Genomic DNA, 20,614 nt, shown 5'->3' with positions numbered 1-20,614 from the left:
AATTTGACCACTTATTTCCATCCTTCCCTGATACTTTCGGGTTATTTGTTCTGGATTCTGCTCTATGTGTCTACAAAATCGAATGCTTGCGATGAGCACGCTGTTGGGGAAGCTGCGCTCAGCCGTTTCAGTTACGCTGTTGGCCGCCTTGGTTATCGGCTGTGATTCGAATAACAATTCTTCAGGTACTCCCGCGTTTGACGAAGCCATTATCGATTCGTTCGAGACAGTGCTGACGGACTATATGGAAGACTATGAGGTTCCCGGCGCGCTAGTGGGCATCTGGGTGCCGGGCCAGGGCGAGGTGGTGTTTACCCGAGGTGTCTCGGATCTGGAATCCGGTACAGCATTGTCTTCCGATGATCATATGCGTATTGGCAGCGTGACCAAATCGTTTACGGTGACGGTGATACTGCAACTGGTCGAGGAGGGGCTGTTGACTCTGGATGACCCTGTGTCCCGCTTTCTGCCGGATATCGAGAATGGCGACGCGACGATCGCCGAACTGGCGAATATGCGTAGCGGCATTTACAACTATACCGAGGATGGCGACTTCGTTGCGGTGTTGATAGAGGACCTGTTGCGGGAATGGACACCGCAGGAGCTTGTGGATGTGGGTGACCGCAACGCGCCGTATTTTCCCGCCGGAGATAACTGGCACTATTCCAACACCAGCACCGTAATTCTGGGCATGGTTATCGAGCAAATCACCGGTAACCCTGCCGGCGTTGAGATACAGCAGAGACTTATTGAGCCGCTAGAGCTGGACGGTACTGTGTACCCGACTTCACCGGAACTGCCTTCACCGTTCTCACGCGGGTATTTGTTCGCGGGGCCGGAAGACGGTTTTATGGATGTTACGCTCAGCGCGCCATCTTCGTCCGCAGCTTCCGGTGCGATGGTTTCACGACTGTCAGATTTACGCAGATGGGCACAGGCGCTGGGTAGTGGGTCGATGTTAGCCGACGACACCCAGCAGGAGAGGTTAGCGAGCCTGGCTGCGATGGTGTTTGAACCCTGTGCGGACACGGTTCCCGGCCGACCTCTGCGCACATGTCCCGAATACGACAAGTACGGTATTGGCATCGGTGAACTGGAGGGCTGGGTCGGCCACACAGGGGAGGGGCTGGGATATACCGCGTTGGTAATGTTTGAGCCCGCTAGCTCAGCGGTGATCGTAATAATGATGAACGGCTCAGCGCTGGGGGCTCATATCCCTACGGAAATCTTCAGGGAATACGCAGCGATATTGAAGGCGCTGTGATAGCTGTAAAACTTGTGCCCGCATAGGTCGGGACCGGTTCGCGGGACCGGTTTGCCGGACAATGCAAGGCGGCACTGCGGCCGCCTTGCATTGTCCGGATGTTCAACCCGGTGGTACGGAATAGCCACCCCATACTGAGACGTAGTTCTCGTCGTAATGTGCAGCCAGCGAGGTGTGCAGATCTTCGACTTCCCATTTTTTGTTGCCTTTGGGATTGATGAAGGCTTCCCCCAGTGTAGGGCGTTTCAGCACCTGCACTGAATTACCCCAGACTACGAAGACTTCGCCGGAGATTTTTCCGGCCTCCGGAGAACACAGATAGCCAACCAGCGGCGCGACATTCGCGGGGTCAAATGCGTGGAAGCTGCCATCCTCGGGTGCGCGGAACATTTCTGCAGTATTCCCGCTGGATGTCATATCGGTGAGTGCCCTGGGCATCACAACATTGCAGGTGACGCCGTATTTGCCGAGCAACTGTGCTGCACCCATGGTCATCGCGATAATACCCGCTTTGGCTGAGGCGTAGTTCGGTTGTCCGGCAGAGCCGTAAATAGCGGCTTCTGAAGAAGTGCTGATCAAGCGGCCGTATACATCTGCCCCGGATTTTGCCTTGTCGCGCCAATAGGCGGTGGCATTGCGCATATTGACGAAATGCCCGCGCAGGTGCACACGCACCACGGAATCAAACTCGTCGTCGCTCATACCGAAAATGGTTTTGTCTCGGCAAAAGCCCGCGTTATTAACCATGATGTTGAGATCGCCGTAGGCATCCAGCGTTGCCTTCATCAGGTTTTCGGCGTCGGTGCTGTCGGCACAGTCGCCCAGTACAACTATCGCTTCGCCACCGAAGCCCTTGATTTCCTCAACGGCGGACTGTGCCGCTTCCACCGCTTCGGGACGGTCGATGTCATTGATAACGACACGCGCTCCCTGTCGTGCGAATTGAATCGCTTCCTCGCGGCCAAGGCCGCGACCGGCGCCGGTAATGACGGCAACTTTGCCAGTCAGGTCTCCCATGTGTGTCTCTCCTGTTGGTAGCTTATTGTGGTTTGGATGGGCTCGCCAGCGGGAGAGCCCGCTGTTTCAGATTCGCTCGATAATCGTGCCAGTGCCCACTGAAGAGCCACAGCACATAGTGATCAGCGCTGTGTTCTTGTCGGAGCGTTCCAGTTCGTGCAGTGCGGTGGTGATCAGGCGCGCACCGGTAGAACCTACGGGGTGCCCCAGCGCAATAGCGCCTCCGTTCACGTTTACTTTATCCATGTCTGCGTTGTATACCTGCGCCCACGATAGCACTACGGCTGCAAACGCTTCGTTGATCTCCACAAGATCGATATCATTCATTGTCATGCCGCTTTTCTTGAACAGCGCGGCGGTGGCGTCTACCGGCCCGTCGAGCAGATAGTACGGATCAGTCCCGACAACTACATCGGCTATGATGCGTGCGCGTGGCTTAAGGCCGCGTGCTCTGGCCTCGTCAGCTGTCATCCACAACACTGCAGCGGAACCATCAGATATCTGTGAGGAGTTGCCCGCAGTGTGAATGTTACCTTCCGTCACCGGATTCAGTCCGGCCAGAGCTTCCATCGTGGTATCACGCAAACCCTGGTCGCGGCTGACCGTGCGCGTTTCGCCCGTGGGTTTGCCGTCCTCGCCCAGAATCGGTGCCTCTACGCTGAAGACTTCGCGGTCGAAGCGACCCTCTGCCCAGGCCTGCTTGGCGCGCAGTTGTGAGTTGTAGGCGAGCTGATCGGCCATCTCACGGGTAATCCCACGGTTCTTGGCTATACGCTGTGCGCTGGCGAACTGGTCCGGGCTTGAATCCCACGGCCAGTTGTCCGGGATGAAGTAACCGGGGCCATTGTAGACGTTCGCGCCCAGCCCGACCCGACTCATGGCCTCAACACCGCAGGCAATACCGATATCGACAGAGCCGGTGGTTACCATAGAGGAAATCATATGGTTGGCGGTTTGTGCTGAGCCACACTGGTTGTCCAGCGTGGTGCCTCCGGCGGTGTAGTCCTTGCCCAGTGTCAGCCAGGCATTGCGTGTGATATTGCCGGCCTGCTCGCCTGCCTGTGTCACACAGCCGCCGGCCAGATAATCCACATCGCTGTATTCCAGCCCTGTGCGCTTGACGATTTCGTTCAGCGACAGTGCCAGTAACTGGGTAGCGTGAAAGTCGCATAAATCTCCAACACCGGGTTTGCCGCGGGCGATGGGTGTTCGAACTGCTTCTACAATAACTGCTTCACGCATGGTTGATCCTCATGATAGGGAGTGGCATGTGAGCCATCTGCCGGTGAAAAAAACAGCGGCTTAGTGTACTGGATGGCAAGGGCATTTCAATGACGAAAGGAGTCACTTCAATATCCCTATTCTGCCGCGCTTGGCGTTTTCTATACAGTATGTCACCGGTGAGAAAGGGATGTGGTATAGCTCATTGAGCCGCACTCCATCTGGTCGGGGTCGCTGCTGCCATGTAAGATGGTCAGTTTTTCGCAAACTCAATAATCAGGAGAACAGAGCATGCAGAAGTACCAGTACAACGATATCGAAGCGCTGCAGGGGTTGGTGTCCGATACCTTCGGCCAGTGGAGTGAGCCGGTTGAAATCACGCAGGAGTTGATCAACCAATTTGCTGATTTGACGGGCGATGACTACTGGATCCACACCGATCCGGAAAAAGCAAAAACTGACAGCCCTTTCGGTACCACCATAGCGCATGGGTTTCTCACTTTGGTATTGATGCCGAAAATGCGCGGCACTCCGACTTACGAGATAACCGGTTATAACAATATCCTCAACTACGGTTCCGACAAGCTGCGTTTTACCGGCCCGGTTCCGGTCGGCAGTTCGCTGCGCAGTCGCAATCGCGTGAAAGAGGTGGCTGCCACCCCCAAGGGAACACGGGTGATACTGGAGCAGCACATTCATGTCGTGGGGCAGGATGAGCGGCCGGTGCTGATCTACGAACTGATCATGATCTATATGTAACAGGGCCCTCTTTTCGCAGCAGGGCATCCTGGCTCCGTTTGGTAACTGTCGCATCTGATGGCAGTCTCTGCGGCCGTTTTCCATCCGCTTATTCGAAGCAACTCTACCTCCTGCCTCCGAGGTAAAACGGCCCGCACAACCTCCCCATTTTCGATGGGTTATTTCGCTTCCCCGTGGGGTGTATTTTGCAGCTACCGGCGGCGCTTTGCGCTTTACTGCTAGTTTTATATTGGCAAAAAAACCTTTTAGCATGAGGTTTTTGGAATGACAGTGAAAGCCCCTGAATTGTCAAAGTGTGAATCTGTTCCAGACTATTTGTTGCTGTTGCGACAGGGCTCTCATAGACCAGAAATCGGAACCTGTCAAAAAATCTTACAGTTTTGCTGAAAATTACCTGCGTTCTATGCGAAGATAGTTTTAAAAATCAATATAAACAATAAGATACAAACATTGGCCCGTATATTGCTTTATATCCGCCAACTGAAATTACTACAGTTTGGTGCTCGCGGTGATCTGCAGTTGATCCGCGAGAAAAAATTGCTACACAAAGGGGCTTTAAGATGGGTTTTAACAGAAGGTTGGTCGGGTTGGGTGCTGCAACGGTATTAGCGGCAGTATATGGTGCGCCGACATTGGCAAACGTGCAGGTCTGGGATTTCAAGAGTTCAAACCAGAGCTTCAATCACTCCAATAATGGCAATTCATTGAGTATGACCTCATCTGACGGTGTTAACCTGACAGTTACTGCGTGGTCAGATACGGATGATTTGTCCGGCGCGGACGAGGTGGAAACAGCGGAACTGATCTGGGCCCAGAGCACAGCGCTGGGCATTGTGAATCGCGATGAAAATTCTGGTTCGCCAAACCACTCAGTGGATAGCGTGACGTCTGACAGCGATGGCGAGTTCGATATGTTGCTGCTGGAATTTGACACAGCGGTCAATCTGACATCGTTGAATCTCGACTGGGCCACCGGTGGCAGTTACAACAACACTACCGATATCTCAATACTCGCCTGGGGTGGTTCTGGCTCGGGTTCGGTACTGGGCGAAACCTGGTCGGGTGTGCTTGATAACAGCGTCGGCTACGATTCTGCGGGCAACTACAGCAATGTCGGCTTGAGCTACTACTCGGTCAATCCGACGAACATCGAATCCACCAAGTGGCTGGTGGGTGTATACAACCCGGTATTCGGCAGCGGCGGTGACGCAGGCGATGACGGTATGAAGTTAAGTAAAATCAAGACGTCCACAAGCGATGGTCCAAATCCTCAACCTCCCGGACAGGTTCCGGTGCCTGGCACAGCAGCACTGATTCTCGCCGGCCTGCTTGGTCTGCGCGGTCGCAGAAAGGGGAAAGCATCAGCCCAGTAACGGGACTGATTCACGCTTTTCACATAAAACGGAGCTATTAAGTTCCGTTTTTTTTTGCCTGCGTTACCATGATCCCACCACCTGAAACCCGTCGTATGTCTCTGGGAGGATTGTTCGTGACCAGGTTTTTTGCTCACATACTGCTGCTATCAATGGCGTTGTCATCTACCGTCGCTCCCGCCGCAGACGATGCCAGCGTTATCTATGAAAAGGCGGTGCAGGCATACGCAGAGGGTGAGTACGAAGAGTCGTATATATACCTGAAGAACGCCCTGCAGCAGGATCCCAATCTGCTATCGGCGCGGCTGCTGCTTGCCCAGGTATATTTCAATGCCGGTGATATATACAGTGCAGAAAAGGAGTCCGCAGAGGCCTTATTATTGGGGGCTGATATTAATCTGGTGCTGCCAATTTACGGTCAATCGTTGTTGCTGCAGGAGAATGTCGAAAAGCTGATGGAGATCGAGCGGGTATCCGATAGTTTTACAACGGAAACCCAATTCGAATGGGCATTGATGAAAGGGCAGGGCTATTTGCTGCAGGGCGAGCCGGAACTCGCGCGCAGTGAGTTTGAGCGCGCGGCAATCATCCTTCCCAACAACGTCCGCTCCAATAATACGATCGCCGTTATCTATATGAACAGCAGCATGATTGAAGATGCTCGTGCCCTGATAGAAAAGTCACTGGCACTCGATGCCGAAAATGCCAAGACATGGCAGCTGCGCGGCGAGCTGGCATTCAGGGAGAAAGACTATGACAAAGCGCTTGAATACGCGCTGACCGGCTTCGAGCTCGACCCGGAGGATATCAGGATACAGCGCTCGCTAGCGCAGGTGTATATGCAACTTGGCGACAGGGCGAAGACAAAAGAGTACCTGGATAAGATTCTGGAGCAATCTCCGGAAGATCCGGCCGCGACACTTATCAGTGCCATATTATTGATCGGAGACGGTGATTCTGAGCTGGGCGACTCCATGTTAGCCGACCTCAGTAGCAAACTGGCGCGCTTTGATGACGGACAGAGTCAGTCGGACGACTCCATGATGTTCATTCGCGCGTCTGCAGAGTATGTACAGGGCAACGACGAGAACGCCAGTGCGCTGCTTAATGCCTATTTGCTGAAGAATAAATCCGACCTCGCGGCCACGCGATTACTTGCCGACATCTACATTCGCAACAGTGAGATCAGGCGGGCGACGGAACTCCTCAGTAGCCGGGAGGCGGAAATAGCGAATGACCCGGGGTTGTCCATTCAGCTATTGAGTCTCTATACCCACACAGGTGATACCTACAGGGCAAAAGAGCTGTTGCAAAAATTGCAGCTGAATGGTGTTGGAGACAACCCCTATGTTGTCATGCTGGAGGCAGAACTCATTCGCTCCACAGGGGAACTGCAGGAGGCCTTGAATCTGCTGGACGCGCAGGAGTTTACCGAGGCTGAGCCACTTGGCTACGGTTTGTTGCGTGGTGTACTGCAGTTGGCACTGGGTAGAACCGACGCTGCACAGGAAACGGTGATCCAGCTGCAGACCTCCTTCCCGGACAATGTGCGCGTCAATAATTTTGCGGCGGTAACGTATCTGACACTCGGCAACCTGGATGAAGCGCAGCGCTATATCGAAAAAGCACAGCAGCTGGCGCCCGCTGATCCCGACGCGCGTTTTAACCAGGCTATGCTGTACAAGAAGCGCGGGGATCTGGCTGCGTCGAGTAAAGTGCTCAAAGGCATCATTGAGCAAATGCCCAGCAATACCAAAGCACTGATACTGATGGCGAGAATCGCTTATTTGCAGGGCAGGTATGATGAAGCCATCGAATGGAGCGACAAGGTGTATGCCTACGACAGCGTGTCGGTTGGGTCCCGAGAACTGCAATTGGAGATCTACTCCCAGACAGGAAATTGGGAGGCCGCCAAGTTTATCGTAGAGAAACTGGTGAGTGAGCATCCCTTCAACGTAGACTATCTGCTGCGTCAGGCGACTATTGCGATGCAAATGGAGGAAGACGAACTTGCGCAGAATACCCTCAGCCGACTGTATCCCATGTGGAAACACGATCCGCAGAAAATGCGTGAACTGGCGGCAATCTACGTGCGTTTTGACAACCCGGAGGCGGCGCGCAAAGCGTTGCAACAGGGATTAACACTGGAGCCAGAATCCTACGCGTTGAGGCTTGATTTGGCGCGCCTGGATTTTTCAGACGGAGAAGTAGAGCGTGCACAAACTATCGCTGAAACACTGCAGAGCGAATTTGGCCCGCGCACCGGCAGTTCGCTACTGCTCGGTGATATCGCACTGGATCGCGGCGAGCCGGAAGTCGCCCGGGACTGTTTTTTGACAGCGTTTCAACTGGATACAAACAACATTGATGCCATTGCCCGGCTTTATGAATTGAGTTCGCAGGGCATTGACGCCAGTGAATTCACTGAGGTGATGACCGCAACGTTAAAAAAGTCTTCTCTCCCTGTGCTGGCGGTGAGGCTGGTCGCCGACAGCTATCTGAGTCAGGGTAAACTCGCGGAGGCAGCACGGTACTATGAGAAGTTGCTCGACCTGGAGGCGTACTCCAACGATCCTGCTATCCTGAACAATCTGGCGAACATTTATGCCGAGGAAGATCTCGACAAGGCGCTGGTCGTGGCGCGCAAAGGGTTGGCTGCTGCTGGAGAGAACAGCGCCGCACTGCTTGATACCGTAGGTTGGATTCTGGCGCGCAAGGGCGAGAACAAGGAGGCGTTGTCCTATTTGCGCAAAGCCTACTCGCAGAAATCAACAGACCCTGAAATACGCTATCACCTCGGCGTGACACTGTTGGCGTTGGGGCGCACGGCAGAAGCAGAGAAAGAGTTGAAGGCGGCCGTAAACAGTGGCGAGGCGTTCGCTGGCCGTGAAGAAGCACAGCGTCTTGTTACCGCAGGATTGAAGTAAGGGTTGGTCATCGAAGTTGGCGGGATAACCATCTCGTCGCCAAGCTCTGGCGTTCCGGCAAATATTTGATACAAATTAATGTTGTCTAGCCTGCGCCGATTACCATAAAGACTTTCTGAGTCGGTAATCGGGTTGTCGTCAGGCTGGAATGCAGGGTATGAAAGAGTTAAATACTGGATCGAACTGGCACAGTTCGCCTGCCGAGCTTGTGCTCGAAGAATTGCAAACCTCCGTCCATGGCTTGACGGAGACCGAGGCAGAAGCGCGCCTCGGCGCACACGGGCCTAACCGCCTGCCACAGGCAGCGCGACGCTCTGCATTCATACGCTTCCTGCTGCATTTTCACAATATCCTGATTTATGTGCTGATTGGCTCTGCCGCTATAACAGCACTGCTTGGTCATTGGATTGATACCGGAGTCATACTAACTGTGGTGATCGTCAATGCCATTATCGGCTTCATCCAGGAAGGCAAGGCCGAGCAGGCCATGGAAGCCATTCGACATATGCTGGCACCGCGTGCCAGTGTGATTCGCAGTGGCGAGCGTATCTCTATCGAGGGTGAGCAATTGGTTCCCGGCGATATCGTGCTGCTGGAGGCAGGTGATAAAGTCCCAGCCGATCTGCGCCTGCTTACTACTCACAGCACATCCGTACAGGAAGCCATCTTAACCGGTGAGTCTGTCGCGGTGGAGAAACAGACCCAGGCAGTAGCCGGGAATTCGCCATTGGGGGATCGGTCGTGCATGGCGTTCTCAGGCACCCTGGTAATTGGTGGCCAGTGTAAGGGCGTGGTGGTCGCGACAGGCTCGGCGACAGAAATCGGGCGTATCAGCGGATTGCTGTCAGAAGTACAAACCCTGACAACGCCGCTGGTGGCGCAGATGGGCACTTTCGCCAAGTGGCTGACGGTGATGATTCTGGTGGTAGCTGCCATCCTGCTCGCCTTCGGTCATTTTGTCGCGCATTACGATTTAACCGAGATGTTTATGGCTGTGGTGGGCTTGTCTGTCGCTGCCATTCCGGAGGGGTTGCCGGCGGTGCTCACCATTACCCTGGCGATCGGCGTTCAGGCAATGGCGCGTCGCAACGCAATAGTGCGGCGCCTGCCCGCCATTGAAACCCTGGGTTCGGTTTCGGTGATATGCACGGATAAAACTGGGACCCTGACGCGCAATGAAATGATGGTGGCGTCGGTAGTTACGCAGAGCCATCTGTTTGGTTTGCAGGGTAATGGCTATGAGCCCAAAGGTGCACTGACCCTGGATAGCGCTGAAGTATCCCACGCAGAGCACTCTGTGCTGGAGGAGCTCGCCCGGGCAGCGGTACTGTGTAACGATGCGACCTTGCGTAGCCAGCAGGATGCCTGGGTTGTGGAAGGGGATCCCATGGAGGGTGCGCTGCTGGCCTGTGCCGGGAAAATGGATATGAATGCCGCCGCCGAGCAAAAACGCTGGGGCCGTACAGACGCGATTCCCTTTGACGCCAGACACCGCTTCATGGCGACGTTAAACCACGATCATGAAGGGCAGGCGTTTATATTTGTCAAAGGTGCGCCGGAACAAATCCTGACGATGTGCGCCGATCAGCGTGCTGCCGATGGTACCACCGAACCGTTGGGCACCGATTTCTGGAACGCGCGCGCGGAATCAGTGGCTGCGCAGGGTCAACGTATACTGGCCTTTGCCGTCAGGCGAGTGCCGCCCGGGCATACGGTATTGGAACATCAGGATGTGGCCGGTTCTCTGACCCTGCTGGGCATGGTGGGGATGATAGATCCGCCGCGCGCCGAAGCGATCACTGCGGTTGCCGAATGTCGCAACGCGGCGATACAGGTGAAGATGATAACCGGAGACCACACCAGCACGGCTGCCGCGATCGGCAGTCAGGTTGGATTGCAAAATGCCGGGAATGTACTTACCGGTGCGGATCTCGATAAACTGGACGATGCCGCCCTGCGGCAGGCGGTGCTCGACTGCAATATATTCGCTCGCACCAGCCCGGAACATAAACTGCGGCTGGTAATGGCGTTGCAGTCGCATGGAATGACAGTGGCGATGACCGGCGACGGGGTCAATGATGCGCCGGCGCTGAAGCGGGCGGATGCCGGGATTGCGATGGGAAAAACCGGCAGCGAAGCGGCCAAGGAGGCGGCGGACCTGGTGCTCGCTGACGATAATTTCGCGTCTGATTGTCGCTGCGGTGCGCGAAGGGCGCACCGTCTATGACAATCTTAAAAAAGTCATCAGCTGGACGTTGCCGACCAATGCGGGTGAGGCGATGACGATTGTCGTCGCCTTGCTTCTGGGGATGACACTGCCCATCACGCCCATTCAAATCCTGTGGGTCAACCTGATTACAGCGATCACGCTGGGCATCGCCCTGGCCTTTGAGCCGACCGAGGAGAATACCATGCGCCGGCCGCCACGAGAGCGGCATGAACCACTGTTAAACGGTGAGTTGGTCTGGCATGTGTTACTGGTGTCAGTGCTATTTCTCTGTGGTGTGTTTGGTATATATCAGTACGCGATTGATCGGGGCTATTCAGTGGAACTGGCGCGCACGATTTCACTGAATACGCTGGTGGTGATGGAAATATTCCACCTGTTTTTCATCCGCAATATCTACAGCACGTCCCTGACGTGGAAAGCAGTCCGGGGTACCCGCGTTGTCTGGTCGGTGGTTATTGCAATCACTGTTGCGCAGTTCGCCATTACCTACTTTGCGCCGTTGCAGATGGTATTTGCCACTGTGGCGATACCGTTTATCGACGGATTGCTGATCGTGGGAATTGGGGCCGCACTGTTTGCCATCATTGAGATCGAAAAACAGATGCGACTCGCTTACAGGCGAATGAGAAGCGGCCAACTGTCCTGACAGCCAATCGCGTGCTCCCAGCGATAGGGTAATCGCGGTCGCCGTCACTGTGGTTTGAATCACACCTGAAGTCAGTGCAATTTAGTCCATCTTGCCCAGAATAGCGCCGCCTGTAGGTATGCCGACACCCGAGGTGACGAGCGCGTGATTGACCGTCTTCGCCGGCTGGTTCACCGAGCTACCCCGTACCAGCCGGGTAGCCTCGACGATGCCGTTCACACCGTGAATATAGGCCTCGCTCAACTGGCCGCCATGTGTATTGGTGGGCAGTCGGCCGTCTGTTCGCAGCGCGCCGTCTTTAACAAAATCACCGGACTCACCGAAACCACAGAAGCCCCAGGCTTCTAACTGCCACAATACGATGGGTGAAAAGGCATCATAGATAACGGCGGCGTCGATATCATCGGCAGACAGGCCGGACATTGCGTAGACATTCTTTGCCGATGTTTCCATTTCCGGTATACCGGCAAACTCCTCGCGGTAGAACGATGTCATCTGTTCCTGATCTTCCGCAGCACACTGGGCCACGCCACGCACGCTCACGCCGGGTTGACGGAGGTCGCGCGCGCGTTCGGGTGTTGTCACAATTACGGCTGAACCGCCGTCGCTTTCCTGACAGCAGTCAAACAGTTGCAGCGGGTCAGCGATCATTCGCGCCGCATCATACTCCGCGCGGTCGAACTCCCGCCCGTAGAAAAAAGCTGCTGGATTTTTGGCACCATAGGTACGCGTCGAATGGGCGACCTCAAACAGGGCGTCTTTGGTTACGCCGGTATTGTGCATCCAACGCTGTGTGAACATCGCCACCCAGCTGGCCGGAGTAAGAAGGCCATAGGGCATATACCAGCCCCAGTGGATGGCGTCAGCGGTAGTGATATCGCCGGCGACGCCGCCGGAAAACCGGTGCCCGCTGCGGCCATTCAATGCCCGGTAAACCACAACAGTTTCAGCCATGCCGGTAGCGATGGCCATGGTCGCCTGATGCAGGCAGCTGGTGGCAGCGCCACCGCCGTAGTGGGAGCGGCCATAGAAGGTCAGTTCGCCCACGCCGAGGGCGCGTGCGACTTCAATTTCGTCGTTGGTGTCCATGGTGAACGTAGCCATGCCATCGATATCGCTGGGTTTGAGCCCCGCGTCATCAATCGCTGCTTTAATGGCCTGTACCGCCAGGGATAGCTCGGAGACACCGGAGTCCTTGCTGAACGTTGTATTTCCGATTCCGACGATGACTGCTTTGTCTTTTACATTGGCAACCACGGATCAAGCCCCCTGCGGTAGTGCGAGTTGAACAGAGCCCTGCATGTGCATGCCCCAGATATTGTTTTCCCCTACGACGGCGACATCGACGGTACCACTTTCGCTGTCGATCGCAGTCACTTCACCGGTCATCGTCATTACCATGCCGGGTACATTCGGTGCGCCGAGTCGAAGGTCCACGGATTTCACTACGGCCTCCGGTCCGCTCCAGTCGGTGGCGTAGCGCGTCATCAGGCCCTGGCTGGTCAGGATATTCATGAACACATCGGGTAGTCCGGTCGCGACGGCTGCGGCCTTGTTGTGATGGACGGGTTCGAAGTCGCGTGTGGCGAGGGCGCCGCACACCACGAGACCAGTGGTGATGTCGATCTCCAGAGGGGGTAATTTGTCGCCGATCGATACGTCAGCGCAGGTCAATGTCTTGTAGTCACTCATTGTCTTATTCCTGCTCGTTAGGGGTCACGCCGGATAGAATTGCGGCAGCATGGTTTTTTCGTCCACCTGTTCCACAGCGCCTTTGACTTTCATGCCGATGTGGACCTCCGAGGGCTCACAGCCTACGACATTGGCCACGAAATTCGTGCCTTCGGCGAGTTTGATAACGGCGCAAACCAGTGGGTATTGATAACCCGGAATCCTGGGATGGTGTAGCTCTGTGTGACTGAGGATTTCACCTTCCAGCGTCGACTCTATGGAATCCCACTCCATCGACTGACACTCGCCGCACATCGGCCGGGGAGGGTGACGCAGCGTCTGGCAGTTTTTACAGCGCTGGATGAGTACCTTGCCTGCGTCGCAGGCCTCCCACCACCATTTGTTGTCGTGGCCGCGCGGCGACGGGATGCGCGTGGGCACCTGCAGTGTCTCCTCGCTGGCCGCCGCTGCAGGTTGCTCCTGCGGGATGAATTTTAATACCTTGAACCGCTGCGTGCCGATCCTCTCGCCGAGCTGGTTGCTGAACGTGGCCAGTGTTTCAAAGAAGTAGCCGGGACCGCGACCTGTGGTTTTACGCTCGGAAATATTGTCTATGGTCATTTCCATGACAACGTTATCGCCGGGGCTGACTTCCTTGAAGTATTCCTGTTTTACGTTGGTCCCCAGCACGCCTGTATAGCCGTGCTCATTGAACAAACTAACCAGTTCCGACTGGGCGTCAGGCGCGCGCCCCGTGGTCACGGCAAAGCCCTCCTGTCCCCAGACATACATCATTGCCGGCGGTGCAATCGTATGACCGCGGGCGCTGTTCGCTGCCCAGTCGGTATCGGTATAGGCGGGGTTGGTATCACCGATGATCTCGGCCCAGTGTCGTATCATTGTGACATTGACATCGTCCTTCGCCGGTGTGGGCGGGCAAACCTCGCGGCCCACAAATGCGTAGATCTCGGCCTCAAAGGCCTTGAGCTCTTCAGTTGTCATTGCAGAAAGTTCCTCGTGCTAAACAGTGTCTGTCTTGAGCGTTAGTTATCGGTGTGTCGGCATACCGAGTCCGTGGGTGGCCACCAGACCGCGCAGTACTTCCACCACGCCGCCACCGAAGGTGTTGATGGTGGCGCGTCGGTACTCGTGTTCGAGATTGCCTTGCAGCACGGTGCCTTCGCTGTCGGCAGTAATCAGCGCATGCGGGCCTACGACATCCATCAGGAGGCGACAGATCTCCAGCATTTTCTCGGTGGAATAGACTTTTATCGCCGAGGGGAATACCGGGTTCATCTCCTGTTGATCCAGCTGCCACGACATACGTGCATTCATCACCCGCATTGCCTCCAGATGGGAATAGACCTCGGCCAGATTGCGCTGTGCATCAGGATCATCGATGACCCGTTGGCCCTGTACATTTTTCGTGTTGCGGGCCCATTCCAGCGCTGCATTGAAAATCTTCCAGCCCTGTATGCCCCAGGCTGCGAGGCCGACTCTCTCGTGATTCAATTGCTCGGTGATCAGGCGCCAGCCACCGTTTTCCTCGCCGATAATCATATCAACCGGTACTTTGACATCGGAGTAATACGTCACATTGGTGCGCACGCCGCCCATGGTGTGGATGGGGCTGAAAGAGAAACCGGGATCTTTGGTATCCGCCACCAGAATCGAGATGCCCTTGTGCTTTGGAACGTCCGGGTTGGTGCGCGCAGCCAGCCAGATATAGTCCGCGCCCTCCGCGCCACTGGTAAATATCTTGTTGCCGTTGACGACATAGTGATCGCCGTCGCGCACCGCAGTGGTGGCAACCGCTGCCAGGTCTGTGCCCGCACCCGGTTCGGTATAGCCGATCGCAAAATGCAGTTCGCCGGCTGCGATGGCCGGCAGAAAACGCGCTTTCTGCTCTTCCGTACCTTTGCTCATTATCGCAGGGCCGACTGTGTTCAGCGTGACGAAGGGGGTGGGGGCGCCCGCCAGTAGGGCCTCTTCATAGCGGATTAACTGCTCGCTCTCGGTCAGGCCGCGCCCGCCGTACTGCTCGGGCCAGCCCACTGCCAGCATGCCGTCTGCACCCTGCTGCCGGATAAGTGATTTGTACAGATCGCCGCTTTCTGCGCTGCGCAATTCTTCGCGGTGCTCGGGTTTCACAAGGTTGGAAAAATAATCGCGAAATTCTTTGCGCAATGCCTTCTGACTTTCGGTGTGATTGACGAACATGGCCTGATCCCTCCAATTAATGAAACCCATAATATTGATTTTGAATTCAAATTCAACTATTTTGTCTGCCTATGTCATCACCATCCGCCAAATCAGACAAGTCGACCCGCGCGCGCAGCGCTCGCGGGGAGCGTGCCCGGGAGGGGCTGAAGCAGGCAGCGCTCGTCGTGCTGGAGCGTGATGGTTACCACAAAATGCGGATTGCCGATGTCACCCAGGAAGCCGGTGTCGCCCAAGGGCTGTTCTACCATTATTTCAAGGACCTGAAATCCCTGACATTGGAAGTGCTCACCGATTTTGCGCAGGCCAGCAACGACCCCCGCCAGATAGAAAAGGATGTATCGCCGGGTGACTGGTACTCACGGATATATGCGCACAATCTGGTTATTGTGCGCAGCTATGCCAGGCGACCCGGCGTGATGCGCTGTCTGTTGCAGCTGGCGGATGAAGACGAGGCCTTTTCCGGCATGTTGCGGGAGAACTATCGCAACCAGTTGATGTGGCTGGTGGAGCTGATGCCGAAACTCTTTCCCGATGTGCGATTCAAAAAGCACCAGGCACTGATGGTGGTTTACTCACTGGCGGGTATCGGCGAGGGGCTGATGCGCGAATATTTTATCAATGAGAGCAAAACCCTACGTGCAGCGGAGCTCAGTGTGGAGCAGTTTGCTGAACTGTTGACGACGATGTTCTACCGCGCGCTGTTCCTGCAGCACCCACAAGAGAAACAACTTAAATACACCCGTAACCTGACCGCAATGGTCAAGTCCAAATGAGGTAAACGTCATGGATTTTAATTTTAGCGACGACCAGAATTCTATCCGCGAACTCGCGTATCAGATTTTTACCGACCGCTCCAGCGATGACTTTCTGCTGGCGTTTTCTCGTTCGGATGAGACCTACGACGAAACGCTGTGGCAAACCCTGGCGGAGCAGGGCCTACTGGGTGTCGCTATTCCGGAGTCCGCGGGCGGTACTGGCTTTGGCCTGATAGAGCTGTGTCTTGTGCTGGAGGAACAGGGTCGACGGGTAGCGCCGATCCCCCTGTACGCGTCCCTGGTACTGGGTGGATTGCCGATAGCTGAGTTCGGTTCCGAGGCGCAGCAACAGCAATACCTGCCCGCCCTGGGTGAGGGCAAGGCCAAGTTCAGCGCCGCTATCGCAGAGCTGGGTATGAACGCGGCGTTGGCGACTGCGGTGACGGCGCAGCGCGATGGTGAGGCATGGCGTCTGGACGGTCACAAGGCTGTCGTCCCCGATGGTGCCGTGGCTGATTTTATTCTGGTACCGGCGCAGGACAGCGATGGACAGCAATCGGTATTTATTGTCGACACCAATGCCCCGGGTGTAACCGTAACGCCGGTGGAGATTGGACTGTCCGGTGAGCGCGCAGCACATCTGACACTGGATGGCGTAACTGTGCCGCAGGACGCCGTGCTGGGCAGCCCGGGGCAGGGCGCAGAGATACTTGAGTGGCTTGAGCAGCGCGCGAATGTCGCCCACTGTGCGTTACAGGTCGGTGTCACCGAAGAGGCGATGAAGCGCACAGCGGCGTTTCTCGGTGAGCGCAAGCAGTTTGGCGTGCCACTCGGTACCTTTCAGGCACTGGCGATGCGCATGGCCGATTGCTATATCGATGTGGAGGGCATCCGCTCTACGTACTGGCTGGCATTGTGGCGTTTGAGCGAAGGGCTGGATGCGCGTGCAGAAGTGCGGGCCGCGAAGTGGTGGGCCTGTGATGCAGCACATCGGATTGTCTCCTCTACGCAGCACATGCACGGCGGCATCGGGGCCGATGTCGAGTATCCGATTCACCGCTTTTTCCTGATGGCCAAGATGATCAGTTATTCGCTGGGTAATGCCAGCCAGCAGCTGTCGGCGCTTGGGCGTTTACTGGCCGAGGATGACACCCTGGGCCAACGTGCACTGGAAGTCTGAGTCATGGATGCGCGTATCAAACCCCCTATGGAGTTGGATAATGCCTGGTGGTGGCAGATGGCCGACGAGGGCAAGCTGGGTATACAGCGCTGTCTGGGTTGCCAGACACTACGACATCCGCCGCGGCCGATGTGCGGTGAATGTCATTCACTGGAATGGGATGCGGTGGAGTCCTCAGGCAGGGGTGTCATCTGCAGCTACACGGTGCTGCGACACCCGCAGTTTCCCGGTTATGAGTACCCCCTGATCATTATTCTGGTCGATCTGGAGGAAGGGACGCGCGTGACCTCGCAACTGGTCGGCTGTGAACCGGAGGATGTGGATTTTGACCTGCCTGTAGAAATGCTGATCCAGGAAGATCCCGACGGCTTCAAGTTGCCGGTGTTCAAACTGCGGAGTGCGCGCTGATGCCGATATCCCTAAAAAATGAAGCGGCCATAGCCGGCATCGGCTTGACCGAATTTTCCAAAGCCTCCGGCGTCTCGGAGTTGTCTCTGTCCGCGCAGTGTATCAAGGCCGCCTGTGATGACGCGGGTATCAGCCCCGCTGAGATCGACGGACTGGTAACCTACACACTCGATACCACCGACGAAATTGAAGTGGCGCGTGCGGTGGGAGCGGCGGATTTATCCTTTTTCAGCCGCATCAACTATGGCGGTGGTGCTGCGGTGGGTACGATTGCACAGGCGGCAATGGCTATAGCCACAGGGCAGGCCAGTACTGTGGTGTGTTATCGCGGTTTAAACGGCCGTTCCGGCAAGCGCATGGGCCAGGGCGTATCCGGGCAGATTTCCAGTAGCGATCTGATTCACTGGTCCTGGTATACGCCCTACGGCATGCTCGTACCAGGGTCCTGGATCGCGATGATCGCCAACAAGTATATGCACACGTACGGTGTAACCAGAGAGGATCTGGGGCGGGTCGCGATCTCCCAGCGCAATCACGCGCTGCGCAATCCGCGCGCCTGGGGTTATGGCAAGCCGCTGACGATGGAGGACTACCTGCAATCAAAGCAGATCGCCGAGCCTCTGTGCCTGTACGATTTCTGCCAGGAGACAGATGGCGGATGTGCGATTCTGGTCACCAGTGCAGAGCGCGCGCGGGACCTCAAACAAAAGCCCGCAGTCATTCGCGGTGTCACCCAGGCCTCAACGCGCGGCCAGGAACAGATGACCAGTTTTTACCGGGATGACCTGCTGTCCCTGCCGGAAATGGAGATGGCTGCGAAGCGTGTCTACGAAATGGCGGAGCTCTGTCCCGATGATATCGATGCGGCATGCCTCTACGATGCGTTCACCTCGGAAATCATCATGCAGTTGGAGAGTTTTGGCTTCTGTGGTGTCGGCGAGGGCAAGGATCTGGTGCGCGACGGTGCGCTGGATATTGATGGACGCCTGCCAAACAATACCCACGGTGGCCTTATATCTGAGGGCTACATTCACGGCATGAACAATATAGCCGAGGGTGTGCGCCTGATTCGTGGCGAGTCTACCGGACAACCGTCCAAGGCGGTGGAGCATGTGTTGGTCAGCAGTGGTGTGGGCGTCCCCACCGGCGCGCTGATCCTGGGGCAGACGCACTAGAGGGTGAGCTATGACGGATCAAGGATTGCAGGCACGTATCGACCGTTTGGAGTCACTGGACGAGATACGCCAGCTGGCGGCGAAATACTCCCTGTCGCTGGACATGCGCGATATGGACGCGCACGTAAACCTGTTTGTCGACGATATTCGGGTGAGCCGTGAGCACACCGGTCGTGCCCACCTCAAGCGCTGGCTGGACGACACATTGCGCTTGCAGTTCACCGGTACGTCACACCATATCGGCAACCATATCATTGAGTTCGAAGACCCGGATCGGGCACACGGTGTGGTGTACTCCAAGAACGAACACGAGACGCCCTGTGCCGATGGCGGCAGCGAGTGGGTCATCATGCAGATGATTTACTGGGACAACTACGAACGCCGCGACGGCCGCTGGTATTTCCGCCGCCGCCTGCCGTGCTATTGGTACGCCACCGATCTCAATAAACCACCAGTGGGCGACAACAAGATGCGCTGGCCGGATCGCGAACCCTACGAGGGTGCCTATCATGAACTGTGGCCCAGCTGGAAGGAATTCTGGACCAATCCGCCTGATAGCAGCGCACCGGACGTCGCGCCACCGGCTCCACTGGAACAGTTTCTGCAGACTATGCGCCGGGGCGCGCCCGACCCCAAAATTCGCGTTCGCTAAACGACTAGGACGCCTGAAGATGACCACTAACCTGTTCACACCGACGATGCTAGGCGCACTTCAGCTACGCAACCGCGTTGTGATGGCCCCGATGACGCGCAGTCGCGCAGCTGCTGAAGGCATGCCTACCGATATTATGGTGGACTACTACCGCCAGCGCGCCAGTGCTGGACTGATCATCTCCGAGGGTATTGCCCCCAGTGCCGACGGCCTGGGGTATTGCCGTACGCCGGGCATTTACAACAAAGCACAGGTTGCTGCCTGGCGCGCAGTTACCGATGCCGTACACGAGGAGGGCGGCTCGATTGTCGCGCAGATTATGCATGTGGGTCGTGTGGGTAATGTTCTGAACAAGCCTGCCGGAAGCGAGACAGTTGCGCCTTCCGCTATCCGGGCGAAGGGCGAGATGTACACCGATCAGCAGGGTATGCAGCCCTTTGATGAGCCGCGTGCGTTGGCGCTGGAGGAAATCCCTGCGGTGGTAGAGGATTATCGCAGCGCTACCGTGAATGCGTTCGCAGCAGGCTTCGATGGGGTCGAGTTGCACTGTACCAGCGGCTATTTGCCGGCCCAGTTTCTGAGCTCGGGCACCAATCAGCGCACTGACCGTTATGGCGGCAGCCCGGAAAACCGGGTGCGCTTTGTGCTTGAAGTGTTGCAGGCTATGTGCGGCGTCGAGGGTGCCGGGCGCGTAGGCATGCGTATTTGTCCGGACAATCCTTTCAATGATCTACATGACGATGACCCGCAACAGACGTTCGACTGTTTATTGGAGAGCGTTGCGCGGCTGGATCTGGCTTATCTTCATGCCATACGTTTTCCCAAAGGGCGCGTGCAGAACCTTGAGTTGGGGAGACGCTACATGGCTGATCGCCTGATTGGCAATGAGAGCTTCGATTTTGAAGAGGCGCAGAGCGCGGTCGCATCAGGCGAACTCACAGCAGTGTCTTTCGGGCGGCCCTTTATTGCCAACCCCGACCTGGTGGAGCGCTGGCAGCGCGGCGCGGCGCTCGCGACATTTGATATGAAAACCCTGTATACACCAGGCGCAGAAGGCTACAGCACTTATCCTCGCGCCGATACCTGACGATAACAAACCATAATCAAGGAGTA

18 protein-coding genes are annotated in these 20,614 nt (G+C 56.2%); 12 read left to right on the top strand and 6 right to left on the bottom strand.

The window, feature by feature from the left end; all coding sequences use genetic code 11:
* Window positions 1–64 precede the first annotated feature (64 nt).
* A complete protein-coding gene (locus AC0L6S_RS07875; protein ID WP_473427880.1) occupies window positions 65–1,264 on the top strand; it encodes a serine hydrolase domain-containing protein in 1,200 nt (399 codons plus the stop codon).
* 102 nt (window positions 1,265–1,366) lie between these two features.
* Here AC0L6S_RS07875 and AC0L6S_RS07870 read toward each other — a convergent pair whose 3' ends face one another.
* A complete protein-coding gene (locus AC0L6S_RS07870; RefSeq protein WP_473427879.1) occupies window positions 1,367–2,281 on the bottom strand; it encodes an SDR family NAD(P)-dependent oxidoreductase in 915 nt (304 codons plus the stop codon).
* Between the two features lie 66 nt (window positions 2,282–2,347).
* Window positions 2,348–3,523, bottom strand: a complete 1,176-nt coding sequence (locus AC0L6S_RS07865; protein WP_473427878.1) for a steroid 3-ketoacyl-CoA thiolase — start codon at window positions 3,521–3,523, stop codon at window positions 2,348–2,350.
* Window positions 3,524–3,793: 270 nt separating this feature from the next.
* Between AC0L6S_RS07865 and AC0L6S_RS07860 the strand changes: the two genes are divergently transcribed.
* The 5 genes from AC0L6S_RS07860 to AC0L6S_RS07840 all read left to right on the top strand — a co-directional run bounded on the left by AC0L6S_RS07860 (window position 3,794) and on the right by AC0L6S_RS07840 (window position 11,437).
* Window positions 3,794–4,261 carry a MaoC family dehydratase gene (locus tag AC0L6S_RS07860; RefSeq protein ID WP_473427877.1) on the top strand — a complete coding sequence of 156 codons (468 nt, stop codon included), beginning with the start codon at window positions 3,794–3,796 and terminating at the stop codon, window positions 4,259–4,261.
* 560 nt (window positions 4,262–4,821) lie between these two features.
* The gene (xdp1, locus tag AC0L6S_RS07855; protein ID WP_473427876.1) at window positions 4,822–5,634 is read left to right on the top strand and encodes an exosortase-dependent surface protein XDP1; all 813 of its coding nucleotides are present in this window, start codon (window positions 4,822–4,824) and stop codon (window positions 5,632–5,634) included.
* A gap of 116 nt (window positions 5,635–5,750) precedes the next feature.
* A complete protein-coding gene (prsT, locus tag AC0L6S_RS07850) occupies window positions 5,751–8,561 on the top strand; it encodes an XrtA/PEP-CTERM system TPR-repeat protein PrsT (protein ID WP_473427875.1) in 2,811 nt (936 codons plus the stop codon).
* 157 nt (window positions 8,562–8,718) lie between these two features.
* Window positions 8,719–10,788, top strand: coding sequence for a cation-translocating P-type ATPase (locus AC0L6S_RS07845; RefSeq protein ID WP_473427874.1), 2,070 nt, complete (start codon window positions 8,719–8,721; stop codon window positions 10,786–10,788).
* Window positions 10,763–11,437: a cation transporting ATPase C-terminal domain-containing protein gene (locus AC0L6S_RS07840; protein ID WP_473427873.1), complete on the top strand. Its 675-nt coding sequence runs from the start codon at window positions 10,763–10,765 to the stop codon at window positions 11,435–11,437. The genes AC0L6S_RS07845 and AC0L6S_RS07840 overlap by 26 nt, the downstream gene beginning before the upstream one ends.
* An 81-nt stretch (window positions 11,438–11,518) precedes the next feature.
* Here AC0L6S_RS07840 and AC0L6S_RS07835 read toward each other — a convergent pair whose 3' ends face one another.
* From AC0L6S_RS07835 to AC0L6S_RS07820, 4 genes are read right to left on the bottom strand one after another with little or no spacing between them, the layout of a single operon-like run.
* Window positions 11,519–12,694 carry a lipid-transfer protein gene (locus tag AC0L6S_RS07835; protein ID WP_473427872.1) on the bottom strand — a complete coding sequence of 392 codons (1,176 nt, stop codon included), beginning with the start codon at window positions 12,692–12,694 and terminating at the stop codon, window positions 11,519–11,521.
* 3 nt (window positions 12,695–12,697) lie between these two features.
* Complete coding sequence (locus tag AC0L6S_RS07830; RefSeq protein ID WP_473427871.1) at window positions 12,698–13,129, bottom strand: hotdog family protein; 432 nt, start codon at window positions 13,127–13,129, stop codon at window positions 12,698–12,700.
* A gap of 24 nt (window positions 13,130–13,153) precedes the next feature.
* Window positions 13,154–14,110 carry a bifunctional MaoC family dehydratase N-terminal/OB-fold nucleic acid binding domain-containing protein gene (locus tag AC0L6S_RS07825; RefSeq protein ID WP_473427870.1) on the bottom strand — a complete coding sequence of 319 codons (957 nt, stop codon included), beginning with the start codon at window positions 14,108–14,110 and terminating at the stop codon, window positions 13,154–13,156.
* A gap of 45 nt (window positions 14,111–14,155) precedes the next feature.
* The gene (locus AC0L6S_RS07820; RefSeq protein ID WP_473427869.1) at window positions 14,156–15,328 is read right to left on the bottom strand and encodes an acyl-CoA dehydrogenase family protein; all 1,173 of its coding nucleotides are present in this window, start codon (window positions 15,326–15,328) and stop codon (window positions 14,156–14,158) included.
* A 71-nt stretch (window positions 15,329–15,399) separates the two neighbouring features.
* On the opposite strand from AC0L6S_RS07820, the gene AC0L6S_RS07815 reads away from it, so the two are divergent.
* From AC0L6S_RS07815 to AC0L6S_RS07790, 6 genes are read left to right on the top strand one after another with little or no spacing between them, the layout of a single operon-like run.
* The gene (locus AC0L6S_RS07815) at window positions 15,400–16,104 is read left to right on the top strand and encodes a TetR/AcrR family transcriptional regulator (protein ID WP_473427868.1); all 705 of its coding nucleotides are present in this window, start codon (window positions 15,400–15,402) and stop codon (window positions 16,102–16,104) included.
* Window positions 16,105–16,114: 10 nt separating this feature from the next.
* Window positions 16,115–17,266 (top strand): acyl-CoA dehydrogenase family protein, encoded by a 1,152-nt coding sequence (locus AC0L6S_RS07810; RefSeq protein WP_473427867.1) that lies wholly within the window; start codon window positions 16,115–16,117, stop codon window positions 17,264–17,266.
* A 3-nt stretch (window positions 17,267–17,269) separates the two neighbouring features.
* Window positions 17,270–17,674 carry a Zn-ribbon domain-containing OB-fold protein gene (locus AC0L6S_RS07805; protein ID WP_473427866.1) on the top strand — a complete coding sequence of 135 codons (405 nt, stop codon included), beginning with the start codon at window positions 17,270–17,272 and terminating at the stop codon, window positions 17,672–17,674.
* Window positions 17,674–18,849 carry a lipid-transfer protein gene (locus AC0L6S_RS07800; RefSeq protein ID WP_473427865.1) on the top strand — a complete coding sequence of 392 codons (1,176 nt, stop codon included), beginning with the start codon at window positions 17,674–17,676 and terminating at the stop codon, window positions 18,847–18,849. The genes AC0L6S_RS07805 and AC0L6S_RS07800 overlap by 1 nt, the downstream gene beginning before the upstream one ends.
* A 10-nt stretch (window positions 18,850–18,859) precedes the next feature.
* Complete coding sequence (locus AC0L6S_RS07795) at window positions 18,860–19,501, top strand: nuclear transport factor 2 family protein (protein ID WP_473427864.1); 642 nt, start codon at window positions 18,860–18,862, stop codon at window positions 19,499–19,501.
* A gap of 19 nt (window positions 19,502–19,520) precedes the next feature.
* Window positions 19,521–20,588 (top strand): alkene reductase, encoded by a 1,068-nt coding sequence (locus AC0L6S_RS07790; RefSeq protein ID WP_473427863.1) that lies wholly within the window; start codon window positions 19,521–19,523, stop codon window positions 20,586–20,588.
* Window positions 20,589–20,614 lie beyond the last annotated feature (26 nt).

It is taken from the genome of Halioglobus sp. D3-4 (genome assembly GCF_055809315.1).
Note: the sequence above shows the minus strand (reverse complement) of the source record. Positions and strands in the feature narration are given on the sequence as shown.